At 60.3% G+C, this 19,383-nt stretch carries 11 protein-coding genes; 3 read left to right on the top strand and 8 right to left on the bottom strand.

Annotated elements, in window-relative coordinates; all coding sequences use genetic code 11:
* Window positions 1-16: 16 nt before the first annotated feature.
* The 3 genes from KJA79_RS15995 to purH all read right to left on the bottom strand — a co-directional run bounded on the left by KJA79_RS15995 (window position 17) and on the right by purH (window position 3,731).
* The gene (locus KJA79_RS15995) at window positions 17-664 is read right to left on the bottom strand and encodes an L-threonylcarbamoyladenylate synthase (protein ID WP_213043067.1); all 648 of its coding nucleotides are present in this window, start codon (window positions 662-664) and stop codon (window positions 17-19) included.
* A gap of 22 nt (window positions 665-686) precedes the next feature.
* Entirely contained in the window at window positions 687-1,964 is a 1,278-nt protein-coding gene (purD, locus tag KJA79_RS15990) for a phosphoribosylamine--glycine ligase (RefSeq protein ID WP_213043066.1), read from the bottom strand.
* 213 nt (window positions 1,965-2,177) lie between these two features.
* Complete coding sequence (gene purH / locus KJA79_RS15985; RefSeq protein WP_213043065.1) at window positions 2,178-3,731, bottom strand: bifunctional phosphoribosylaminoimidazolecarboxamide formyltransferase/IMP cyclohydrolase; 1,554 nt, start codon at window positions 3,729-3,731, stop codon at window positions 2,178-2,180.
* 347 nt (window positions 3,732-4,078) lie between these two features.
* On the opposite strand from purH, the gene KJA79_RS15980 reads away from it, so the two are divergent.
* Together KJA79_RS15980 and KJA79_RS15975 are read left to right on the top strand one after the other, a co-directional pair.
* Window positions 4,079-4,972, top strand: coding sequence for an OmpA family protein (locus tag KJA79_RS15980; protein WP_213043064.1), 894 nt, complete (start codon window positions 4,079-4,081; stop codon window positions 4,970-4,972).
* Window positions 4,973-4,976: 4 nt separating this feature from the next.
* A complete protein-coding gene (locus KJA79_RS15975) occupies window positions 4,977-6,227 on the top strand; it encodes a hypothetical protein (RefSeq protein ID WP_213043063.1) in 1,251 nt (416 codons plus the stop codon).
* Between the two features lie 166 nt (window positions 6,228-6,393).
* Here the strand turns inward: KJA79_RS15975 and KJA79_RS15970 are convergent, their stop codons facing one another.
* From KJA79_RS15970 to KJA79_RS15950, 5 genes are all read right to left on the bottom strand, one after another.
* Complete coding sequence (locus KJA79_RS15970) at window positions 6,394-7,710, bottom strand: hypothetical protein (RefSeq protein ID WP_213043062.1); 1,317 nt, start codon at window positions 7,708-7,710, stop codon at window positions 6,394-6,396.
* Window positions 7,711-7,727: 17 nt separating this feature from the next.
* A complete protein-coding gene (locus KJA79_RS15965; RefSeq protein WP_213043061.1) occupies window positions 7,728-9,464 on the bottom strand; it encodes a S8 family peptidase in 1,737 nt (578 codons plus the stop codon).
* 261 nt (window positions 9,465-9,725) lie between these two features.
* Window positions 9,726-10,910 carry an NnrS family protein gene (locus tag KJA79_RS15960; protein ID WP_213043060.1) on the bottom strand — a complete coding sequence of 395 codons (1,185 nt, stop codon included), beginning with the start codon at window positions 10,908-10,910 and terminating at the stop codon, window positions 9,726-9,728.
* A 144-nt stretch (window positions 10,911-11,054) separates the two neighbouring features.
* Complete coding sequence (locus tag KJA79_RS15955) at window positions 11,055-12,047, bottom strand: hypothetical protein (RefSeq protein ID WP_213043059.1); 993 nt, start codon at window positions 12,045-12,047, stop codon at window positions 11,055-11,057.
* A gap of 342 nt (window positions 12,048-12,389) precedes the next feature.
* The gene (locus tag KJA79_RS15950) at window positions 12,390-15,485 is read right to left on the bottom strand and encodes a hypothetical protein (RefSeq protein ID WP_213043058.1); all 3,096 of its coding nucleotides are present in this window, start codon (window positions 15,483-15,485) and stop codon (window positions 12,390-12,392) included.
* A gap of 422 nt (window positions 15,486-15,907) precedes the next feature.
* Between KJA79_RS15950 and KJA79_RS15945 the strand changes: the two genes are divergently transcribed.
* A complete protein-coding gene (locus tag KJA79_RS15945) occupies window positions 15,908-19,360 on the top strand; it encodes a DNA polymerase III subunit alpha (RefSeq protein ID WP_213043057.1) in 3,453 nt (1,150 codons plus the stop codon).
* Window positions 19,361-19,383 lie beyond the last annotated feature (23 nt).

Here is a 19,383-nt window from a genome sequence, read left to right as displayed (position 1 = left end):
ACTACGCACCATCAAATCATGATGAAAGTATGTATCCTGACTGCTCCAAGGCCGCTCGAATGTGATCCGCCGCAATGACTCCGGCTCGAAGAAGCCGTGGACACTCGCAGGCATCCACGACGGTGGAAGCCGACCCACCAGGTGCGCGGCCGCCGTCGAGAATCAGATCGATGCAGGAACCGAGGACCTTCTGTACGGCACCTGCGTCGGCAAGGGGCGATTCCGACGAACGATTGGCACTCGTTCCGGTCAGCGGGCCGGTGTGGGTCAAGAGTCGCTGAAGGACCGGCAAGGGGGACCAGCGAACCCCGATTGTCCCACTCCCTGCCGTGAGCAATGGCGAAAGGCCTGAGGCGGCGGGAAACACGATGGTCAAGGGACCTGGCCAAAAGCGCTCCATCAGGAGCGAGGCGGCTGGGGTGATGGCGTCTACCAAGGGAACCAACTGCTCAGGTGCTCCGATGAGCACCAAGATCGGTTTGTCGGGAGGACGGCCTTTTACCTCGACCAATCGGCGGAGGGCCGCCTCGTCGGTCGGTCGCACGGCGAGACCATAATAGGTTTCGGTGGGAAGGGCGACGACACCATGCCTCGCCAGCACCCGCTGCACCTCCGGCAGCGCGGCGTCGCAGGATGCATCGGTGAACGGAAGAACCAGTGCCATGTGATGGCTTGATCCGATCGGATCACGAAGTGCGCGGCAGCGCCCGGTGCGCAATGTCGGTACGATAGTGCCGACCCTCGAACGAAATCGCCGGCACCGCCTGATAGACCTCCGCTCTCGCCTGCAGAAGCGACGGAGCCCAAGCCGTCACGGCCAATACTCTGCCTCCGGCAGTGACCACCTGGCCCGCATCACGCTTGGTGCCCGCATGAAACACCGCGATCGGCGCTGAGTTCGATGGAGAGGGTAATCCTTGAATCGGCAATCCCGTCGGATAGGCTCCCGGATAACCAGGCGAGGTCAGGACCACACAGACCGCCGTCTCCTGCCTCCATTCCACCGCCAGTTGGTCGAGACGATGTTCAACCACGGCCTCAATGACGTCGAGCAGATCCGTCTTCAAGAGCGGCAACACGACTTCGGTCTCGGGGTCCCCCATCCGCGCATTGAACTCCAGGACATAGGGCGTGCCGTTCACAATCATGAGGCCCGCGTAGAGTACGCCTTGGAAAGGGCAGCCCAGACGAGCCATCGCATCCACTGTCGGTTGCAGCACCTGCCGCGTCACCTGATCGCGCAGCGCAGTCGTCGCAATGGGAGCCGGAGCATAGGCGCCCATGCCGCCCGTATTGGGTCCGGTGTCGCTGTCCCCCACCCGCTTGTGGTCCTGGGCAGGGATCATCGGCACGACGGTTTTTCCATCGGTAAACGCCATGATGGTCAATTCTTCCCCGTCGAGAAACTCCTCGATCAACACCCGATGGCCCGCCTGACCGAACAGGGATTTTTCCATCGCATCACGCACCGCCTGCTTCGCTTCCTCGCGCGTCATCGCCACCACCACGCCCTTGCCCTGCGCAAGGCCATCGGCCTTCACCACGATCGGCACTGGCTGCGCATCCACATACGCCAATGCCGGATCCATCTGCTCAAAGGTCCGCGACACCGCCGTCGGAATCCGGTTGGCGGTCATGACGTCCTTGGAAAAACTCTTGCTCGACTCCAGTCGCGCAGCAGCTTTCGTCGGCCCGAAGATTTTCAAACGCGCCTTGCGGAATTCATCGGCAATTCCCAAAGCCAACGGCGCTTCCGGACCGACCACCGTGAGATCAATCTGTTGCTTCAGCGCGAAGTCTTTGAGTCCGGCAATGTCATCCGCCTTGATCGGGACACAGGTCGCCAGGCCGTCGATTCCTGCATTCCCCGGCGCGCAAAATATATGCGGCTTCCTCGGACTCTGGGCAAGCTTCCAGACCAACGCATGCTCCCGTCCACCACTGCCGACAACCAGAATCTTCACAGCTCAACCTTCGCTTGAATGAAGTGCGCCCGATGCTGCCAATCCGCGGCTTCTCGCTCGTTTCGCTCAGTCCATCTCCCGACATCCGTGAGGGCGTTCAAACGGGTCGCCCAACGAGGCCGCAGGCGAGAAAAAACCGCAGGCGTAGCCTGCTGGCTACGTTGAGGATTTTTTCGAGCCAAGAACGAAGTTGGAGGCCCGTTTCAACGCGCCTCAATGGCGGAAGTGGCGCATGCCCGTCAGAATCATCGCCATCCCATGTTCGTCCACCGCCTTCGTCACCTCAGGGTCACGGATGGATCCACCGGGCTGAATCACACAGGTAATACCGGCTTCCGCCGCCGCATCGATTCCGTCACGGAACGGAAAGAACGCATCGGACGCCATCACACATCCCTTCACCGACGACTGGGCTTTCATGGCCGCCAGTTTCACCGAGTCGACACGGCTCATCTGTCCGGCTCCGATGCCCACGATCTCACCAGGTCGTCCGTAGATGATGGCATTCGACTTCACATGTTTACACACGACCCAGGCGAACGCGCAGGCGGCATATTCCTCTTCGGTCGGTTTGCGCGCTGTCGGCACCGTCAGGGCTTTGATGTCCTTGATCACACCCAAGTCCCGATCCTGCACGATCAGCCCGCCGACCAGCTTCTTCAGATCATATCCCTCAGCGGTTGCCTTGCTCAGCGGCCCCACATCCAGCAGCCGGATGTCCTTCTTCCGCTTGAGTTCGGCCAAGGCCTCCTCGGTAAACGCCGGTGCGATGACCACTTCCACGAAGGTCGAGGTAATTTCTTTTGCCGCAGCCAGATCAACCGGGCGATTGAAGGCAATGACGCCGCCGAACGCCGAGACAGGATCCGTCGCGCGCGCTTTGACATAGGCGTCGACCGGCGTGGCGCCGAGCGCACAGCCGCAGGGGTTATTGTGCTTGATGATGGCCACCGCCGTCTGATCGAATTCCTTCACCAGTTCAAGGGCGGAATTGGCATCCAGAAAATTGTTATAGGACATGGCCTTGCCGTGCAGGATCTTCCCGCGCGACACGGCCGGCTCCTTGGCATTCAGTTCGCGGTAGAACGCGCCCTGCTGGTGCGGATTCTCCCCGTAGCGCAGCGTCTCCACGCGCTCGAATTGCAGCGACAGGATGGCGGGGAATTTCACCTCACTTCCCTGCACCTGCTTTTCGAGATAGCCCGCGATCAAACTGTCGTAGCGAGCCGTGTGTTGAAACACCTTCATGGCCAGTTCGCGGCGTAAGACCGGCGTGACGGCACCAGCCTTCACGGCCTCCAACACGCGGGTATAATCAGACGGGTCGACGACGACAAGCACGTCCTCGTGGTTCTTCGCGGCGGAGCGCAACATCGACGGACCACCGATATCGATATTCTCGATAGCCTCCTCGAACGGACAGTTGGGCTTGGCGATCGTCGCTTCGAACGGATAGAGATTCACGACGACGACGTCGATGTTGCCGATTCCGTGCTGCTGCATCTGCTTGACGTGGTCGGGAACCCCTCGACGCCCGAGCAGACCGCCGTGAATTTTCGGATGCAAGGTTTTCACGCGGCCGTCGAGAATCTCCGGAGACCCGGTATACGCCGCCACGTCGGTCACCGCCACCCCCGCATCTCGCAAGGCTTTGGCCGTTCCGCCCGTGGACAATACTTCCGCGCCGAGGGCTGCCAACCCCTTGGCCACCTCAACAACTCCGGTCTTGTCAGAAACACTGATCAGTGCCCGCGCAATGCTGGCCATGATGAACTCCTTCAACTATGGATATCGTGTGGGTGGGATCACATTGGACGAAAAAACGCCGTGACAATAGCAGATGCCTCAACGCCACTGCAAGTTGATCGGGCCGGAATTGCGGCGCCTGCCCAACCATTCACACGCCCCAATTGGAATCGCTGCGCGAGCCTGCCTGCGATTCCGGGCTAGCATGAGTCTTGACGTTGTGATACCCTTCGCCCGGTAGCCATGCGTCGGCCTGGGCTGATGCATTCCATCAATCAAGTAACACTCGAAGTCTTAAACAGACACCCGCCCTGTGGCGACTCCGTGCCGCGGGGAGGCCTCGTGCCTGGGTCGGTAAGGGCTGGCGCATGTCGCGCGGAATCATTTTCGCAGTCGGATTGTTCGCACTCACACTTTTGGCCCTCATCTGCATCCCGCGACACCTACCCGTGACGTCGTCGGCAGGCGGCCACCCCGCGTTTCGCGCGCACATCGAAAACGGCCACCTGACACTCTCCGGCGCGATGGCCAGCGAAGAAGCGAAACTCGCTGCCGTCACCCGCGCACAGGAATTAGCCAAAGGACTCAAGCTCCGCGTCACCGACAACCTCGACATTCTCGAAGAAGCCACTCCCGCGGCGTGGGAGACCGCCGTGCCCGCGCTGTTGGCACAGGTAGCCCTGCTTCATCAACATCAAGCCACGGTCTCGCTCTCGGACCAGACACTCACGGTCAAAGGCACTGTCGCAACCGGCGAGGCCAGAGCAAAACTCCTCCATGACGTCGGCGCGTCGCTCGGCAGTTCGGTGCATGTGCAGGATCAGCTGACGGTAGCCGCAGCCACAACGACAGCGCTGCCGGCGGCTCAGGTCCCACCCCCGGTGCATGCCTCCCGGGCTCACGTGCAGGCCGGATTGGACGACATCTTGCGCGGAGAACACATCGCATTTGAAAGCAACAGCGCAGTCCTCACCCCCAAAGGTCGTGCCGTCGTCGACAAGGTCATTCCGGCGCTCAAACGATCCCCAGAGGCGACCATCGAAATCGGCGGCCATACCGATTCCTACGGCGATCCGGACTACAATCTCCAACTCAGCCGCGCGCGGGCGGAATCCGTTCGCCAGTATCTGGCCGACCATGGTGTGACCAACCGACTGACTGCCGTGGGCTACGGAGCCACCCGTCCGCTCAGCCAAGACCGGACGCGCGCCGCGTCGAAGAAAAACCGGCGGATTGAATTTCGTGTGAAAGAGGAACGGTGAACGTATGGGAGCCTTAATACTGCAAATGATCGGATGCTTACTGGTGGCGGCGACCATCGGGTTGATGATGGGGTGGCTGCTGCGCAGTTTCGCCACCTCTGAAAAGCGCCAGCAGTTGTCTGAAATTGCCACCCGGCTCCGCGGACGTGAACATGAGTTGGACACGCTCAACCATGAGTTGAAGGTTCGCACCTCCGCCGTGCAGATGCTTGAAGGAAAGATGATCACCTCCGAGGCGGCGCTCAAGGACCTGACCGCCGACCTTGCGACAAAGGTGGAACAACTGACGGCATTGCAAACCGAAGTGCGGGAAAAGGGTGTGCGCCTCCATGCCATCGAACGGGAGCGCGATACGCTCCGGCGGGAAGTCGAGGAAGCCGAGAACAAGTTCAAGGCGCAACAGGCGGGCTTCGCCGAAATGCAGGCCCAAATGGAAAATGCCGAAGACGTGCTTATCAGCCGCGACCAGGAAATCGCCACCCTCAAAACCTGGGTGGAACAGCTGGCGCCGAAAGATGCCGAGATCGCCCGTCTCCGGGCACAGACCCAGGAACTGGAACCGTTCAGGGAACGGAGCAGCCGGCTGGAACAGGACCTGGAACGCACACGCGCACAAGCCGCATCCACCCTCCAGAACAAGGAACAGGAACTGGACCGGCGTCAGTCCCGCATCACGGAGATCGAGGCCGAGTTGGCCCGCCTGCGAACACAAAATCAGGAAGATCTCTCACGTTTTACCGAAACCGTCGAACAGCGGGATCAGGACATCCAGCGACTGCGAGCGACCGTGGAAGAGCTGGAAGTGTTCCGCAGCGAAGTGGAAAAAAAGGAAATCGCGCTCCGCGAGGCGGAGGAGCGACGGGTCATGGATGTCAGCGAACGGGAGGAAGAGATCGCCGCCCTACGCAAACGACTCGTCGAATATCGCGTCGCCCAGCGGCATGGGGCCCAGGCTAAATTGGTCGGCACGACTGACTCGGGCATGCACGGCAACTCGACGACCGGACGCGACACGGGGAAACATCGGACGACGCAAAAGGATGATCTCAAGCAAATCCATGGCATCGGGCCCGTGATGGAACGGGTGCTCAATCGCATGGGGATGTTCACCTTTCGCCAGATCGCCGAATGGAAGGATCAAGACGTCGAACAGATGGCGTCGGAGCTCAACACATTCCCCGACCGCATCCGCCATGACAATTGGATTGCCGGTGCTAAGGAACAGCACTTCTTGAAATACGGCGAGGAACTCTAAGGCGATATCCCCCAACGTATCCCGATCTTCCGCCGCGACAATCCGACCCGTACGCCGCCGACCTGGATAGGAGATCGGCGTCGCCGCGCCCCCTCGGACTGAGCGAGGCCATGTCTGGTGAGGCTTCCCCTCAGCGCGTTCTACAGTCCGACCTCTCTCGTAACATTCACGCGGCGGCGATAGCCGAAGCCACGGCAAACGCGACTTCCCTATTGGCAACATCCCCGTGATCCTTGATGAGTCGATCGGTCGAAAGGTTGTGTATCAGGCCGTTCGTCAGCTGGTAAGAACCGGTCGCCTCAAGGAGAGACATGTCCACGGTTCGAGGTGTCTTCTGGGCCCCGTTGCGGCCGATGCCGCCGTACTTGTCGTTTTTGTCCCCGATCCCGGCCGCCACCTGGCCGGCGAGCAGGGACGCAATGGGATAGGCGAGGCCGACGGCCTTGTCGTTCGCCGTGCACGTAATAATCGTCGGGCCTGCAACCGCTCGGCCGCTGACCACTCGGTGAAAGAATCCGTTGTGCGTGCCATCCCATTTTTCCGAAAATCCGTAGTGAGAAAAAGCGGCTTGTAAGAGAGAGAGCGTCTGCACACGGAGCAGCGTCGCGTCATCGGCACCGGCGACCGCAGCGGCCACGAGGCGCCCGCCGAAACTGTGACCGATCAGATGCAGCCTCAAGTCCGGCCTGGCGGCTTGTACGGCGCGAAGGATCGGATTGACCCCATTGGCCCCGACCAATCCCGCTCGCTCCTTCATCTGATAGTAGGTGGTGTAGTTGAGGGCGTTCCGTACGCCGGACCAGATCCCGCTGAAAAACTCCCCTAATCCGGCGGCCCCCCCGGTGCCGATTCCCGCCGCCCCACCGGCATTCGCCGGCGGGCGGGCCACGGTAAAGGACACCGGCTTGCGCAACTTTTCCAACAGCTCACCCGATGGCACTTTGAAGAAGACCTCTGACCCATCCTCCGCTTCCAAAGTGTGCTTCTGAACCAGCGAGCGGACTTTATCGACAAACTCCTTCTGCGCGGCTGTGCTGTCCTCCAGCTTCGGCAAGAGACGTTGCAGCTCGTCGAGCGTCCGGTCGGCCTGCGGTGCATCGAACACGCCCTTGAGCCCTTCCAGCTTCGCCTTCAAGGCCGCCACGCCGACGACCGAACCGGCTCCGGCGGCGCCGCTGGGAATCAGCTCCTTCTCCTCGAATTTCTTGGACGGCCATAACACGCCAAGCACGGCCCATTTCCGGTTCGCGAGCGCCGCGAACGTGCCGGCATCGAGCACCGAGCGGACATTGGCCAACAAGGTGGCATAGAGCGCCTTGGCCTCCTCCATATTGTTGTTCCAGCCATGCGAGATAACGATGAGATCGGTCGTCTCGTCCCGTTGGAGGAACTCCTGCAAGGCGGCGACATCGGCCTGATTGTGGACGGCAGCATCCTTCGTAAACTGCACTGGGAAATAAGGAAACCCCGATAACTGTTCCATCGCGCCCTCCTCTCTTGCTAGATGGATTGAATCGCGCGCATCAGATCCACGAGTCCGGCCCCCTGAAAGTACCGTTCTCGACGGAGATCCGTTGCGGTCGAGACAAAGATCTCTTTGATCCGTTCCGGTTGCCCGATGAATTCGCGGCGGACGGACAGAAATGCCGCGATGACACCGGACACATGCGGTGCCGCCATGCTCGTCCCCGAATGTTCCAGATAGGTCACGTCCTTCTCGATTTTCTCCTGAATGTCTTTCTCCATCTGCCCCGCCGCGCAGGAAAGAATTTTCTCTCCCGGCGCGACCAGATCCGGCTTCAGGCGTCCGTCGCCCGTGGGTCCCTTCGAGGAAAAATATGACACACCGTAGATGTGCGGCATGTTCCGATGAGTCGACCCGACGGTGATCGCGAGGTCGGCATTGCCCGGATCGTTGATGGTCAGGCCGATCCCGGCCGAACGGAGCCCCGTAAAATCCGTGGACAGCACTCCGTATCCGGAATTGCCGGCCGCCACCACCACGACGACGCCGGAGCGCACGAGGCGATTCACCTCCACACAGAGCTGGCTTTGCCCGCAGGCAAACCATTCGGGCTCGAAGGGATAGCCGACACTGAGATTCACACCATGGATGCGAATATGCCGCCCGAAACTGTTGACGCGTTGAATGTGTCCGAGCGCGGCAATGATGTTACTCACACTGCCCTCGCCGCCCTCGTTCAACACCTTCAAGCTCACCAGCTTGCACCGCGAGGCCATACCGGCGATGGAAGCGGCCTTGATCTGCTCATACACCACTTCCCGCTCCGTCTGGTCTCCATCGGGCTTGAGCGATCGGGAATAGGCGAGGATGTCAGGATGTGATTCGCCCGGCCGCAGCGTCGGATCAGCGGGAATCTCTCCCGCGATGATGCCGGCCACATGGGTACCGTGGCCCATGCCGTCCACCAAGGCGCTCTTTTTCGGGTCAGCCCCACCCGTAAAATCGTAATGCCATTCCTCGACTTGGCCGGCAAGGTTCTGGTGTGCGCCGAAATGACGATGGTCCCCCTGGATCCCGGAATCGACCACGGCCCACACGACGTTGTCGCCCAAAGCTGTGAAGGCCACTCGCGCCGCATCGGCTTTCACTGTGGTGATGGAACTGGTGATGAACGCCTTCAGCTTGAAATCTTCCCAGATCTGGTAAATTGCCCGCGCCTTACGCGGCTTCCCGTCCTTGCCGGGCACATCGGGCTTGTCCTTCCCATCCAAGTCAACCAGTTCGCGAATCACGCGCCCTTCAAGAGAGGCGAAGATGTATTGTTCGTTGAACTCGCTTTTCTTGCGATCGAGCCGTTGGCCGTCCCGGTCCCGCCCCTGGCGCGCGAGCAAGTCCTCGATTGTCTTGAACACCCAGTCTCGCGCCGCTTCCCGGCCTTTCGGGTATTCCAGATTCAAATCGATGATCACCTCATAGATGATCGGACGGCGGGAGGGATCAGCAAGTCGCTGTTTGGTTTCCTGGTTCAGTTTGTCGAGGAGCGGAAGCGCGATGACCGTCCTGATGAGATTCTTCGCGAGCCGCTCCTCGTGATCATTGTCGACGGATGGCTTCGGATGCGGGATGGTACCCGTCGGGACTGCGGCTTCGGATTCCTGAGTGGGAGCGGGCTGCGGCCCGGCTGGGGAGGAAGTATCAGACGCCTTCCGTTCAGACGACCGGCGCGAGGTTTTTTTTCCTACCGTTGATGAGCTCGATTTCTTTTTGGCCATGGGCTCCCTCACGAACCGAAACAGGTTGCCACGCGCAGCGCAAAGATTCGTTGCGTATCCCCTCGCCGGATGAGGCAGCAAAGGTTATACCCGAAGAGGGACGACAAGTCCTGCTCATTTTATTCAGGCGATAGCAATACACGTAATTGTTTCGAACAGCCATGCGGGAGGAAATCGTGTCTCCGCGCAGAAGCCGGAGTATCGAAAACGATACGCCTTCGAATGCGGCACAGCCTGTGGTCACGCGCCATGACACGCGATTCACTCATCAAGACTCGGTCGCAGCAGATACGGACCGTAGACCAGGGCAAAGAACAGATAGGCTCCACTCCAACTCAACGCCGCCACACTCAGCAGGGCATTAGTCGGCAGACCCACACTCGGTCCGAACACGCGGATGATTGCGCCGCAAGTCACCAGCCCATACATCGCCACCGTCGCCATGTCGGCCCGGCGCGGACGTCCGGTATGCCCTAAACTCGCGCGGGTCATAATACCCAGCGTCATCACGCCCACCGCCCCTGTGGTCAGGGCATGGACGGCATCTTCTTGCGGCAGGCCGAGGCCCAGCGCGGCGCAACCGAGCAGGAGCAGCGCCAGCGTGAGCCATGCATAGCCCCAGTGCAGCACGAATACCAGCGGTTCCCGCCACGTGAGCCACCCATACCAGCGCGCCAGCCGGACCAGATTGACGGCTCCTGCCAGGATGAGGCCCCACCCGGCCATGGCCCCCTGCGGGAAGATTGCCCAGAGGGTCGAGGCGAACGCGACGAACCCAATCGCCGCCATATCCAGCTGAGAAAACCGCGCCGGCTTCTCCGGCCTTCGTGCCTGGACCAGAAACTCCCGGGTAAAGTTCGGTGTCACGCGTCCGCCGATGAACGTCAGCAGCGTCATGTCCAATGCCAGCGCCATCCGCTCAGGCACATCCGTCGCCGCTCCGTTGAGGGCCGCCGAATGGAACAATACATTCGAGACGGCGTAGAGGCTGATGAGCACGGCGATCGGCGCGTGAGCCCAACTCTTCCCGCCGACGATCTCCCGCCAAAGCACCAGAGCCAGGGCAAGGAGATAGACCATGTCCACGGCGGCGGACAGGAGCGGCGGAAACCAAGACAAGGCAAGCACGATGCGTCCGGCAAACCACAGCGTGAAGAGCGTCAGCAGCAAGCGGCCCTTGATGGCAGGCCGGTCGGTCCAATTGGGCACAGCCGTCAACACAAACCCCGTGATCACCGCGGGCAGAAATCCAAACAACATTTCGTGCACATGCCATTCGCGAGGCGCGCCCAGACCGGTTGAGCCGATCCCAACCGCCAGCATGACGATCCATGCGGGCACGGCCAGGCCGGCAAACAGGGCGGCTCCCAGAAAAAATGGTCTGAAGCCGTAGGACAACACCGGCCAATCCGCCACCGCAACCCGTGGCTCGATTCCGTCGCGCATCACCAGCACTCCTCATCGTTTGCCATCACGACGTTCCCTACCTTTCCGAACCACAGGGGTAGAGAACTTCCCGGCAACCATTGCCGATCCGGGGCGCCCCTGGGGCGAACATTCCCCTCGCGACACATGCACGCGCGACCCGCTCTAGTCGAGGCCATACCCTCGAACCGGGAGGTAGGGCCCTGGCGCGTGGCGCAACTGGAACGCATCGTGACCGTGACGCGGGGGCGTGGCGTCGACAGCAAGTCGACTCTGCGCTGCGCTGATCTCCACGGGTTCGCGCCGGATTTCCCGCCCCGCTCGACTGCGATACACCAGTTCGTCGGTATCCAGATCATACTCGGGAGAGTCGCAATGTTCCCATCGCTCCATGAAATAGTGCGCATAGAATGAGTAGAAGCCGTGCGTCCGACCATTCCGTTGCAGCAAATATTCCGGCATGTGCTGACCATCCAGCTCGGCATGGTGATGCTGGAGCCAGATGTAGTCACCGAGGATCACCAGCTTCACCAGAGGAGGATCGGCGTACAGCTTCAACTTCACAACCTTTCCCATCGCCTTCAACCGCTTCAGCAAGGCAATACTCTGCCGGACCTCTTCGCGAAACGCCGGAAGTGCATCGGCGGGACGACCAAGCGCCCCCATCCGCGCCTGCGCATCCTGACTAAAGGGATTCGCCAGGAACACCTTCGCCTCCAAACAGGTGTCGAGCACCGAAGACAGGTCTCCCACCTGATCCATCAGGGATCCGGACCCGCTGGAGCCGATGACCATGACCGTCCGGCCCGTCCCCTGCTCTCTCTTGACGCGCGTGATACGCCGTTGCGCCTCGGGCGCACGGTGGGGAAAAAACGAGACGAGCCCAGCCCCGGTCGCTGCCGTGGCAAACGACCGATCCCGGACGTGACGATGGACATAGTTGAAACAGACCATCAACAGAATGGCAAGGATCATTTCCACCGCGACCAGTGAAACCTTGTCATGTTCGAGCAGCGACCAGAGCGACAGAAACTGTCGGGCTCCGGCCGGCAGGAGCAGCGCAATCCCCGCGCTCACACCGACGATGACCAGATGAGAGAGCCTTCCTGCCGCATGGCCAAGGAACGCCCGTAGAACGGACCACAATTCGTACAACAACGATGCACCTTCCGAAAGGGTAACGGAACGATTCCCACGGCTGTGACGGGCTGGCGATGCGAACGACGGAGGACAGCACCTTCGGCGGTATGCTCAGCGGAAACGGCGCGGCTGCGGGCACAAACAACAATCGCGTAAGACTTCCCCTGATTCAGGAGCTGCTGCCCCCGGGTCCAGAAGGTCTTACGCGAACAACGGCACCTTATCAGGTCCATGCACACGAAGCAAGGAGGCGTCGATCGGGTCCGGTCAGCCATTCCAGCCCATCAGGGGTCCCCACCTGCAGGAATGCCTGTGGGCGGAGACGGTCCTGACCAGTACACCATCTACGACTCGGGCGTCTCACCATAACGTGGCCAGATACTCCAGCAGGAACACCAGACCGGTGCCACCCGTCGGCAACGCAATCGCACCGAACAAGGGATGGCGGGTAAACGGCAGAAAGGCTCCTTCCTGCGTCTGTTCGATCAACTCGACCATGCGCTCGATCTCGCGACGCTTCTTCCACTTGAAGACCGGCTCGTCGGTCAGGTCCTTGAGTCGCCGCTTCAACTGCTTCACCGCCTCCCGTTTTGCTCGCTCGGCGGAGCGACGCAGGAAAACACCGTTACCGAACGCATACAACGCATTGAGGGTAAAGATCGCCAGCAAGCCCGCAGGAAAGTCCCATCGGTCGAAGTAACTCTGCCGCGCCACCGCCATCAGGAACACGATCACAAACGGATAATAGATCATGGCGCTGATGACCGCCGTGCGTTTCGCAATAAATTGAATGCCCAGCCATTCGTGCACACAAGCGTGATCCACCTCGCGCGTCGCGGCTTCCCGTGCCAACAGCCGCGGCGGCCACTCGATCCTCGTATCGATCATGATCATGATCAGCCGACGGCAGAGGCGGGTCGCATCGACGACATAAAACATCAACAGCGTCATGGCGACGACGCTCACACCCAGAATGATGTAGTTGAGCGTGAAACAGGCATTCCCTCGACAGGGCATGACGGGAAAGCCAAATTGCACCATCAATACGACACCGAACAGTCCATACACGGCCGCCTGAGGCACGACACGCCGTGCTCGTTCCTGCCATGCCCCTAATAGACGATACTCGTGCCAGAGCTCCCGTGCCTCCGCATGACCAGTGAGAGGCGGCAGCCAACGATGGATGCCGATCCGAGAACGGAATGGGCGCGAGAGCACGGCATCAAGACGCGGCAAGCGAAATCTCCACGTCAATGTTCGATCGCTCTCCCACAACCGCCACCAGGAATGTGCGAAGAAGACGACGCAGAGCACAAAGGCCAATAGCCGTAGACTTGCCGTCGGCCACACGCTGATCCCGTCGGTGAATGAAAATGGCTCCCCGCCGGTGCCGTCCAACATGGCACTGCCGAGTAAGCCGGCCGCAATCAATCCGATCAGCAGCGAACCAAGGGGAAGCCCGCCCCCCCAACGCCTGAGGCACAGCGCCCACAGTTCACTGTTAATCAGGATGGCGCAGCAGAACATCAAGCCGACGGCCACCAGGAGCAATCCGATTGCGCGAATCGAGGGAAACCGCAGTGCGCCGCTCGCCGGATCGACATCGGAACGAGGCAGATGAATACTTGCAGGGGCATCCGACTGATGGACCGGATCCGGGCTGAGATCGATCGCACCATGCCGGCCGACTTCATAGAGACGCGGCAAGACCTCCGTCGAAAATTCGGTGTGGTCCGGCAGCTCCAGGCGGGCGTGGTCAGCCGACACCCGGAGATACCCCACCGCCCTCAGCACTGAATAAAAAAGCGCGGTTTGATAACTGTCGCGGAACGGCGGGATGGGCGTCTGCAGCCTGGGATCAAGTTCGAGGCCGAAATGCGAGGCGACCACAAGATTTCTCGTCCACGGCAATTGGCTCGAATGAGTCAATCGGGAGTCGAGATCGGTCGTGAAGAACAACGCGTGGGGGAAGTTCTTTCGCAACGCCTGTAGGATCATGAGTTTGTCGTAGACGTCGCTCCCCAGGACGCCGATGGCCTTGAATTCGCCATCGGAAGTGGTCTCCTCCTGCTTCAACTGCTCCACCAAGCGACGGAGATAATCGAGCTGGCTCCGACCGACAGGAACATCCTCGACCACCGCTTCGCCCCCTAGCCACTTGTCGCCCGGTTTGCCCTTAGCGCCGCCCGCATCCTTCCCGTTCTCCTTGGGCGGCAATTCGCCATCAAGGCCGGCCAAATACGAATAGCGGTGCACCCAGTTCGGATACTGCTCCTCACGAAGCGCATCCATATGCTGTGCCAAGGTCCGAACGGGTGTCTTCTGTGCAGCTGCTTCGGTTTCCTTCGCTGCGACTTCTTCCGCCAGGCGATTGGCGACCGCCACGAAGGTCCGTGGCAAAGATCGGCCATAGAGGGTGTCCCATTCCGAGACCAGTGCGATGTGAGGCATCCTCGACGGTGCAGTCAGGTCGATCTTCCGGCGCTGTAGTTCCAGCACTAATTCGCTCGCCAGTGCATCGTCCGAGCCGATCGTGCGGATCACGGTCAGGCAGGCGGATGTGAACCGATGCTCGACCGGCTGGTCCGTCTGCCGGCCTGAAGGCTCGTCCAGGAGCACCGGGTCGGCAGCTGTGGCCCATGAGGAATAAAATTCGGCGCCCTTCAACACTGCCGACACGACCGGCTGAATCACCGCATGACACTCGGCTTTCGGATGTCCTGCCGCGGAGTTCGGCTTGAGTTCCTCCAGCATGGCACTCAGTGAGCCGGAGGTACGGGGCCCCAGCACGCGATAGGCGGAGGGGGTCGTGTTCATCTCCTTCTTGAGATAGCTCACCAAGTTCGTCAGGGCGTGCAACGGCTTCGCACCAAGGTCCTGCTCTTTAAGCCATAGGACGAGAATCGGCTCGTACGATGCGGCCGCTTGATCCGGTTTGGAGAGCCTGGGCCCCAACACAAACCATTCGGCAGGGACGACCGTGGTCACGCCCGCGGTGGATTTCCATTCAAAGAACCGGATGGATTCTCCGGACTCCGGCAAATACCCGGCCGCGCCGAGCGCCGACACCAGCGCATACCGGTCGCGCAATCTCGACTCCACGCCGCTGGCATAGGGACTCCCGTCGACAAACACCGGCATCAAGCGGAAGCGAAATACCCCCTTGGCCGTGTCAGCTCCATCCACCAGACCCGGTGAGGTATGGTGCCCATGCCCCCCTTCGCCGGCGGCTTTCTCTTTTTGGATATGGGTCGCCACCGCCTCGAACGGATCCTGCCAGAGCCGGGACTGGACCCGGTCCCGGACGACCGAGGCAGACTTTTCCGCCTCCTTATCAATGGGTCGCGAAGTTTTGATGGGCACCTGATAGATGATCAGACTGCTCACCGCTGCCAGCAACAGGGCCAGTAACGCAGCCAGCGGCAGCTTCGGTTTCTCGTCTTTTGGATCCGCCATTGAAACGACCTGTTCACCAGCCGGATGGTGTCGAGACTTTGATCTTGAAGAGTGACACGCCGACAATCCCCACCGACGCAAAATCAGCGACAGGCTAGTCTTGAGAAAGGCAACTGTCAATGGAGAGAATGAGGGAAGAGGGTGATCGGGGGAGGCTCCCTGCTCGCGGGCCCAAAAAGGTATTCTGCCACCGCTCATGTTTTACCCACGAAGGGTGATGTGAGGGCCTCCCAATTGCGCGCGTCCAACGAGGGCCTTCTGAGGCCGCGCGTTGCGCGAGGTGCGCGACGCGAAGAATAATGAGCGTCAGGTTTGCGCGCGCCGGCGAGATGGTGAGCCGGCAGTGTCTTTCAGGAGGGCCTCACACCACCCGCCCCCCCTCTGTTTGACTTAAACTTTCCCCCTCACTACAATCGGATCCCGTGGCATCACAATTCGTTCATCTCCACCTCCACACCCAATACAGCCTTCTCGACGGCGCCAATCAGATCGACCCCCTGATGCAACAGGTGAAGTCGTTCGGGCAACCGGCCGTCGCGATGACCGATCACGGCAACATGTTCGGGGCGGTGGAGTTTTACCGGAAAGCCAAGGAAGCCGGCGTCAAACCCATCATCGGGTGCGAAGCCTACATGGCACCGGGCAGCCGGCTGGAGAAAAATTCACACCTCGCGCACAACGACTACTACCACCTGATTCTGCTCGCGACAAACCTCAAGGGATACCAGAATCTTATCAAGCTGGTGAGCAAAGCGTATCTTGAAGGTTTCTACTATAAGCCGCGAATGGATAAGGAAATTTTGCAACAGCATCACGAAGGTCTCATCGGCCTCTCTGGTTGCCTGAGCGGTGAAGTCGCCTATCTCATCGGACAGAAAGATCTGGCCGGTGCCACCAAGGCGGCGGGCGAGTATCGCGAGATTTTCGGCAAGGACAACTATTATCTCGAACTGCAGGCCAACGGGCTGGAACACCAGCGCATTGCCAACGACGGCCTGCTCGACATCCATAAGAAACTCGGCATTCCCCTCGCCGGCACCAACGACTGTCACTACCTCAAAAAAGAAGACTCGCGTCCGCACGACCTCATGTTGTGCTTGCAAACCGGAAAAACGATCAACGATCCCAACCGCATGAAGTTCGATACGGACCAGCTCTACGTGAAATCCACCGAGCAGGCGCTAGTCGAGTTCAAAGAAATGCCGACGGCCGTGTCCAACACCGTCAAGATCGCCGAAGCCTGCACCCTCGAACTGGCGCTCAACAAGACTTATCTGCCCCAGTTCAAAGTACCGGAAGGATACACCCGAGAAACCTACGTCGAACAACTCGCGATGGAAGGCCTGGCGGCGCGCCTCAAGGAACGCCCGAGCTCCATACCCGAGCTCGCCTATCAGGTCCGCCTGAAAGAAGAAATCGCGGTGATCTGCTCGATGGGATTCGCCGGCTATTTTCTCATCGTGTGGGACATCATCAAGTTCGCTCGCTCACGCGGCATCCCCGTGGGACCGGGACGCGGCTCCGCCGCCGGCAGCCTCGTCGCCTATGCCCTGCGCATCACCGACCTCGATCCGCTGGTCTACTCACTGCTGTTCGAGCGGTTCTTGAACCCCGAGCGCGTGTCTCTCCCCGACATCGACATGGACTTCTGCATGGACCGCCGGGATGAGGTCATCAACTACGTCATTCACAAATACGGCGAAGACCACGTCGCGCAAATCATCACGTTCGGAACCATGAAGGCCAAAGCCGCCATTCGCGATGTGGGCCGGGTGCTCGAAATGCCCTATGCCGAAGTCGACCGGATCGCCAAACTCGTCCCCGACGATTTGAAGATGACGCTCGACAAGGCGCTCGAACAGGAACCGCGGCTCAAAGAACTCGTGGACAAAGATGTGAAGGTGAAGGAACTCATGTCGGTGGCCCAGTCGCTCGAAGGTCTGGCACGCCACGCCTCCACGCACGCAGCCGGCATTGTGATCTCCGATCAGCCGCTCACGGAGCATGTCCCGCTCTACAAAGGTCCCAAGGACGAAATCGTCACCCAATATTCCATGGGCGACGTCGAAAAAATCGGTCTGGTGAAATTCGACTTTCTCGGGCTGAAGACGCTGACCATGATTCAGCGGGCCGAGTCCCTCGTGAACCAGGGTCGTCCGGACCAGCCGCCGCTGCGGGTCGAACAATTACCCTTCGACGATCCGGAGACCTTTGCGCTCCTCTCCTCCGGCAAAACCACCGGCGTGTTCCAGTTGGAAAGCTCCGGCATGCGCGACCTGCTGATGGGGCTCAAACCCGACCGGTTCGAGGACATCATCGCCATCATCGCGCTCTATCGTCCGGGCCCCATGGACCTCATCCCGGATTTTATCAAGCGCAAACAGGGCAAGATTCCGATCGCTTACGAGATGCCCGAACTCGAGCCGATCCTGAAGGACACGTACGGCGTCATCGTCTACCAGGAGCAGGTCATGGCCATCGCCAACAAGGTGGCCGGGTTCTCCCTCGGACAAGCCGACATTCTCCGTCGCGCCATGGGAAAGAAAAAACCGGAGGAAATGGAAAAGCTCCGCGTCCAATTCTTGGAAGGCGCGAAGCAGAAAAAAATTCCGGAGAAGAAGGCCGACAAGCTCTACGAATTGATTCAGAAATTTGCCGGCTATGGATTCAACAAGTCGCACGCCGCCGCCTATGCAGTGGTCTGCTACCACACGGCCTATCTCAAGGCGCACTACCCGACCGAGTTCATGGCGGCCCTGATGACGACCGACATGGGCAACGCCGACAAGATCGTCGGCTACTTCACGGAGTGCCGCGGGCTCGGTATTCCCGTACTGCCCCCGGACGTGAATCAAAGCCAGAAGGACTTTGCCGTCGTCGACAAGAGCATCCGGTTCGGTCTGGCCGCCATCAAGAACGTCGGCGAAGGCGCCGTGGAGGCGGTCATCGAGGCGCGCAAGGAAGGGGGCCCGTTCCGTTCCTTCTTCGATCTGTTCCGCCGCGTCGATCTCCGCAAGCTGAACAAGCGCATGATGGAAGGCCTGATCAAGACAGGGGCGTTCGACTCCATGGGTGGACGCCGCTCACAATATCTGGCGGTGCTCGATCAGGCGATGGACGAAGGCGTGAGCATTCAAAAGGAACGGGCGGTCGGCCAAACCAGCATCTTCGGCGACGACACGGCCGGCCTGCCGCAACCGCTTGCCGATCCGGCCCTCCCAGATGTTCCTGAGTGGAGCCAAGGCGAACTGTTGAAGTATGAGCGCGAGCTGACCGGCTTTTATATCAGCGCCCATCCGCTCGCTCGCTACGAGGCCGCCATCCAGCTCTTCGCGAACACGACGAGCACGCAGGTCGCCGATGTGCCGGACGGCCGCGAAGTCAAACTGTGCGGCATCATCACCGCGGTGAAATCCATGCTGACCAAAAAGGGCGATCGCATGGCCTACATCACACTTGAGGATTTACACGGCGTGATAGAAGTGATAGCGTTCCCTGATCTCTACCGAGACCATGCCGACATGATCGTGCCGGAACAGGTCGTGCGATTGACGGGTACCGTCGATCGCGGAGACAAGGGCACCAAGTTACGTGGGACGAAGATAGAACCGTTGGCCGAACTGCAGAACAAAGGGATCTCGCGGGTGATGATTCGCCTGCACGACAGTCCCTCGGCGTCAACCAGGCTGCCAATGCTTCGGCAGGTATTCCAGAAATACCCCGGTTCTTCGACCGTGTCGCTGATCATGGCGCTTGGCGGCACCATCGAAGCCCGCACCTCTCCCCTGCCCAACGTCAAAATCAGTCCCAGCGAACACTTCGTCGCCGATATCGAGGAAGTGCTGGGCAAAGGCGCCATCACTTTGGTAACCTAGGCGAACCTAGGCAACACCCGTAA

The sequence above is a fragment of the Nitrospira defluvii genome (assembly GCF_905220995.1).
Taxonomy (GTDB): Bacteria; Nitrospirota; Nitrospiria; order Nitrospirales; family Nitrospiraceae; genus Nitrospira_A; species Nitrospira_A defluvii_C.
This window is presented reverse-complemented; position numbering and strand designations above follow the sequence as displayed.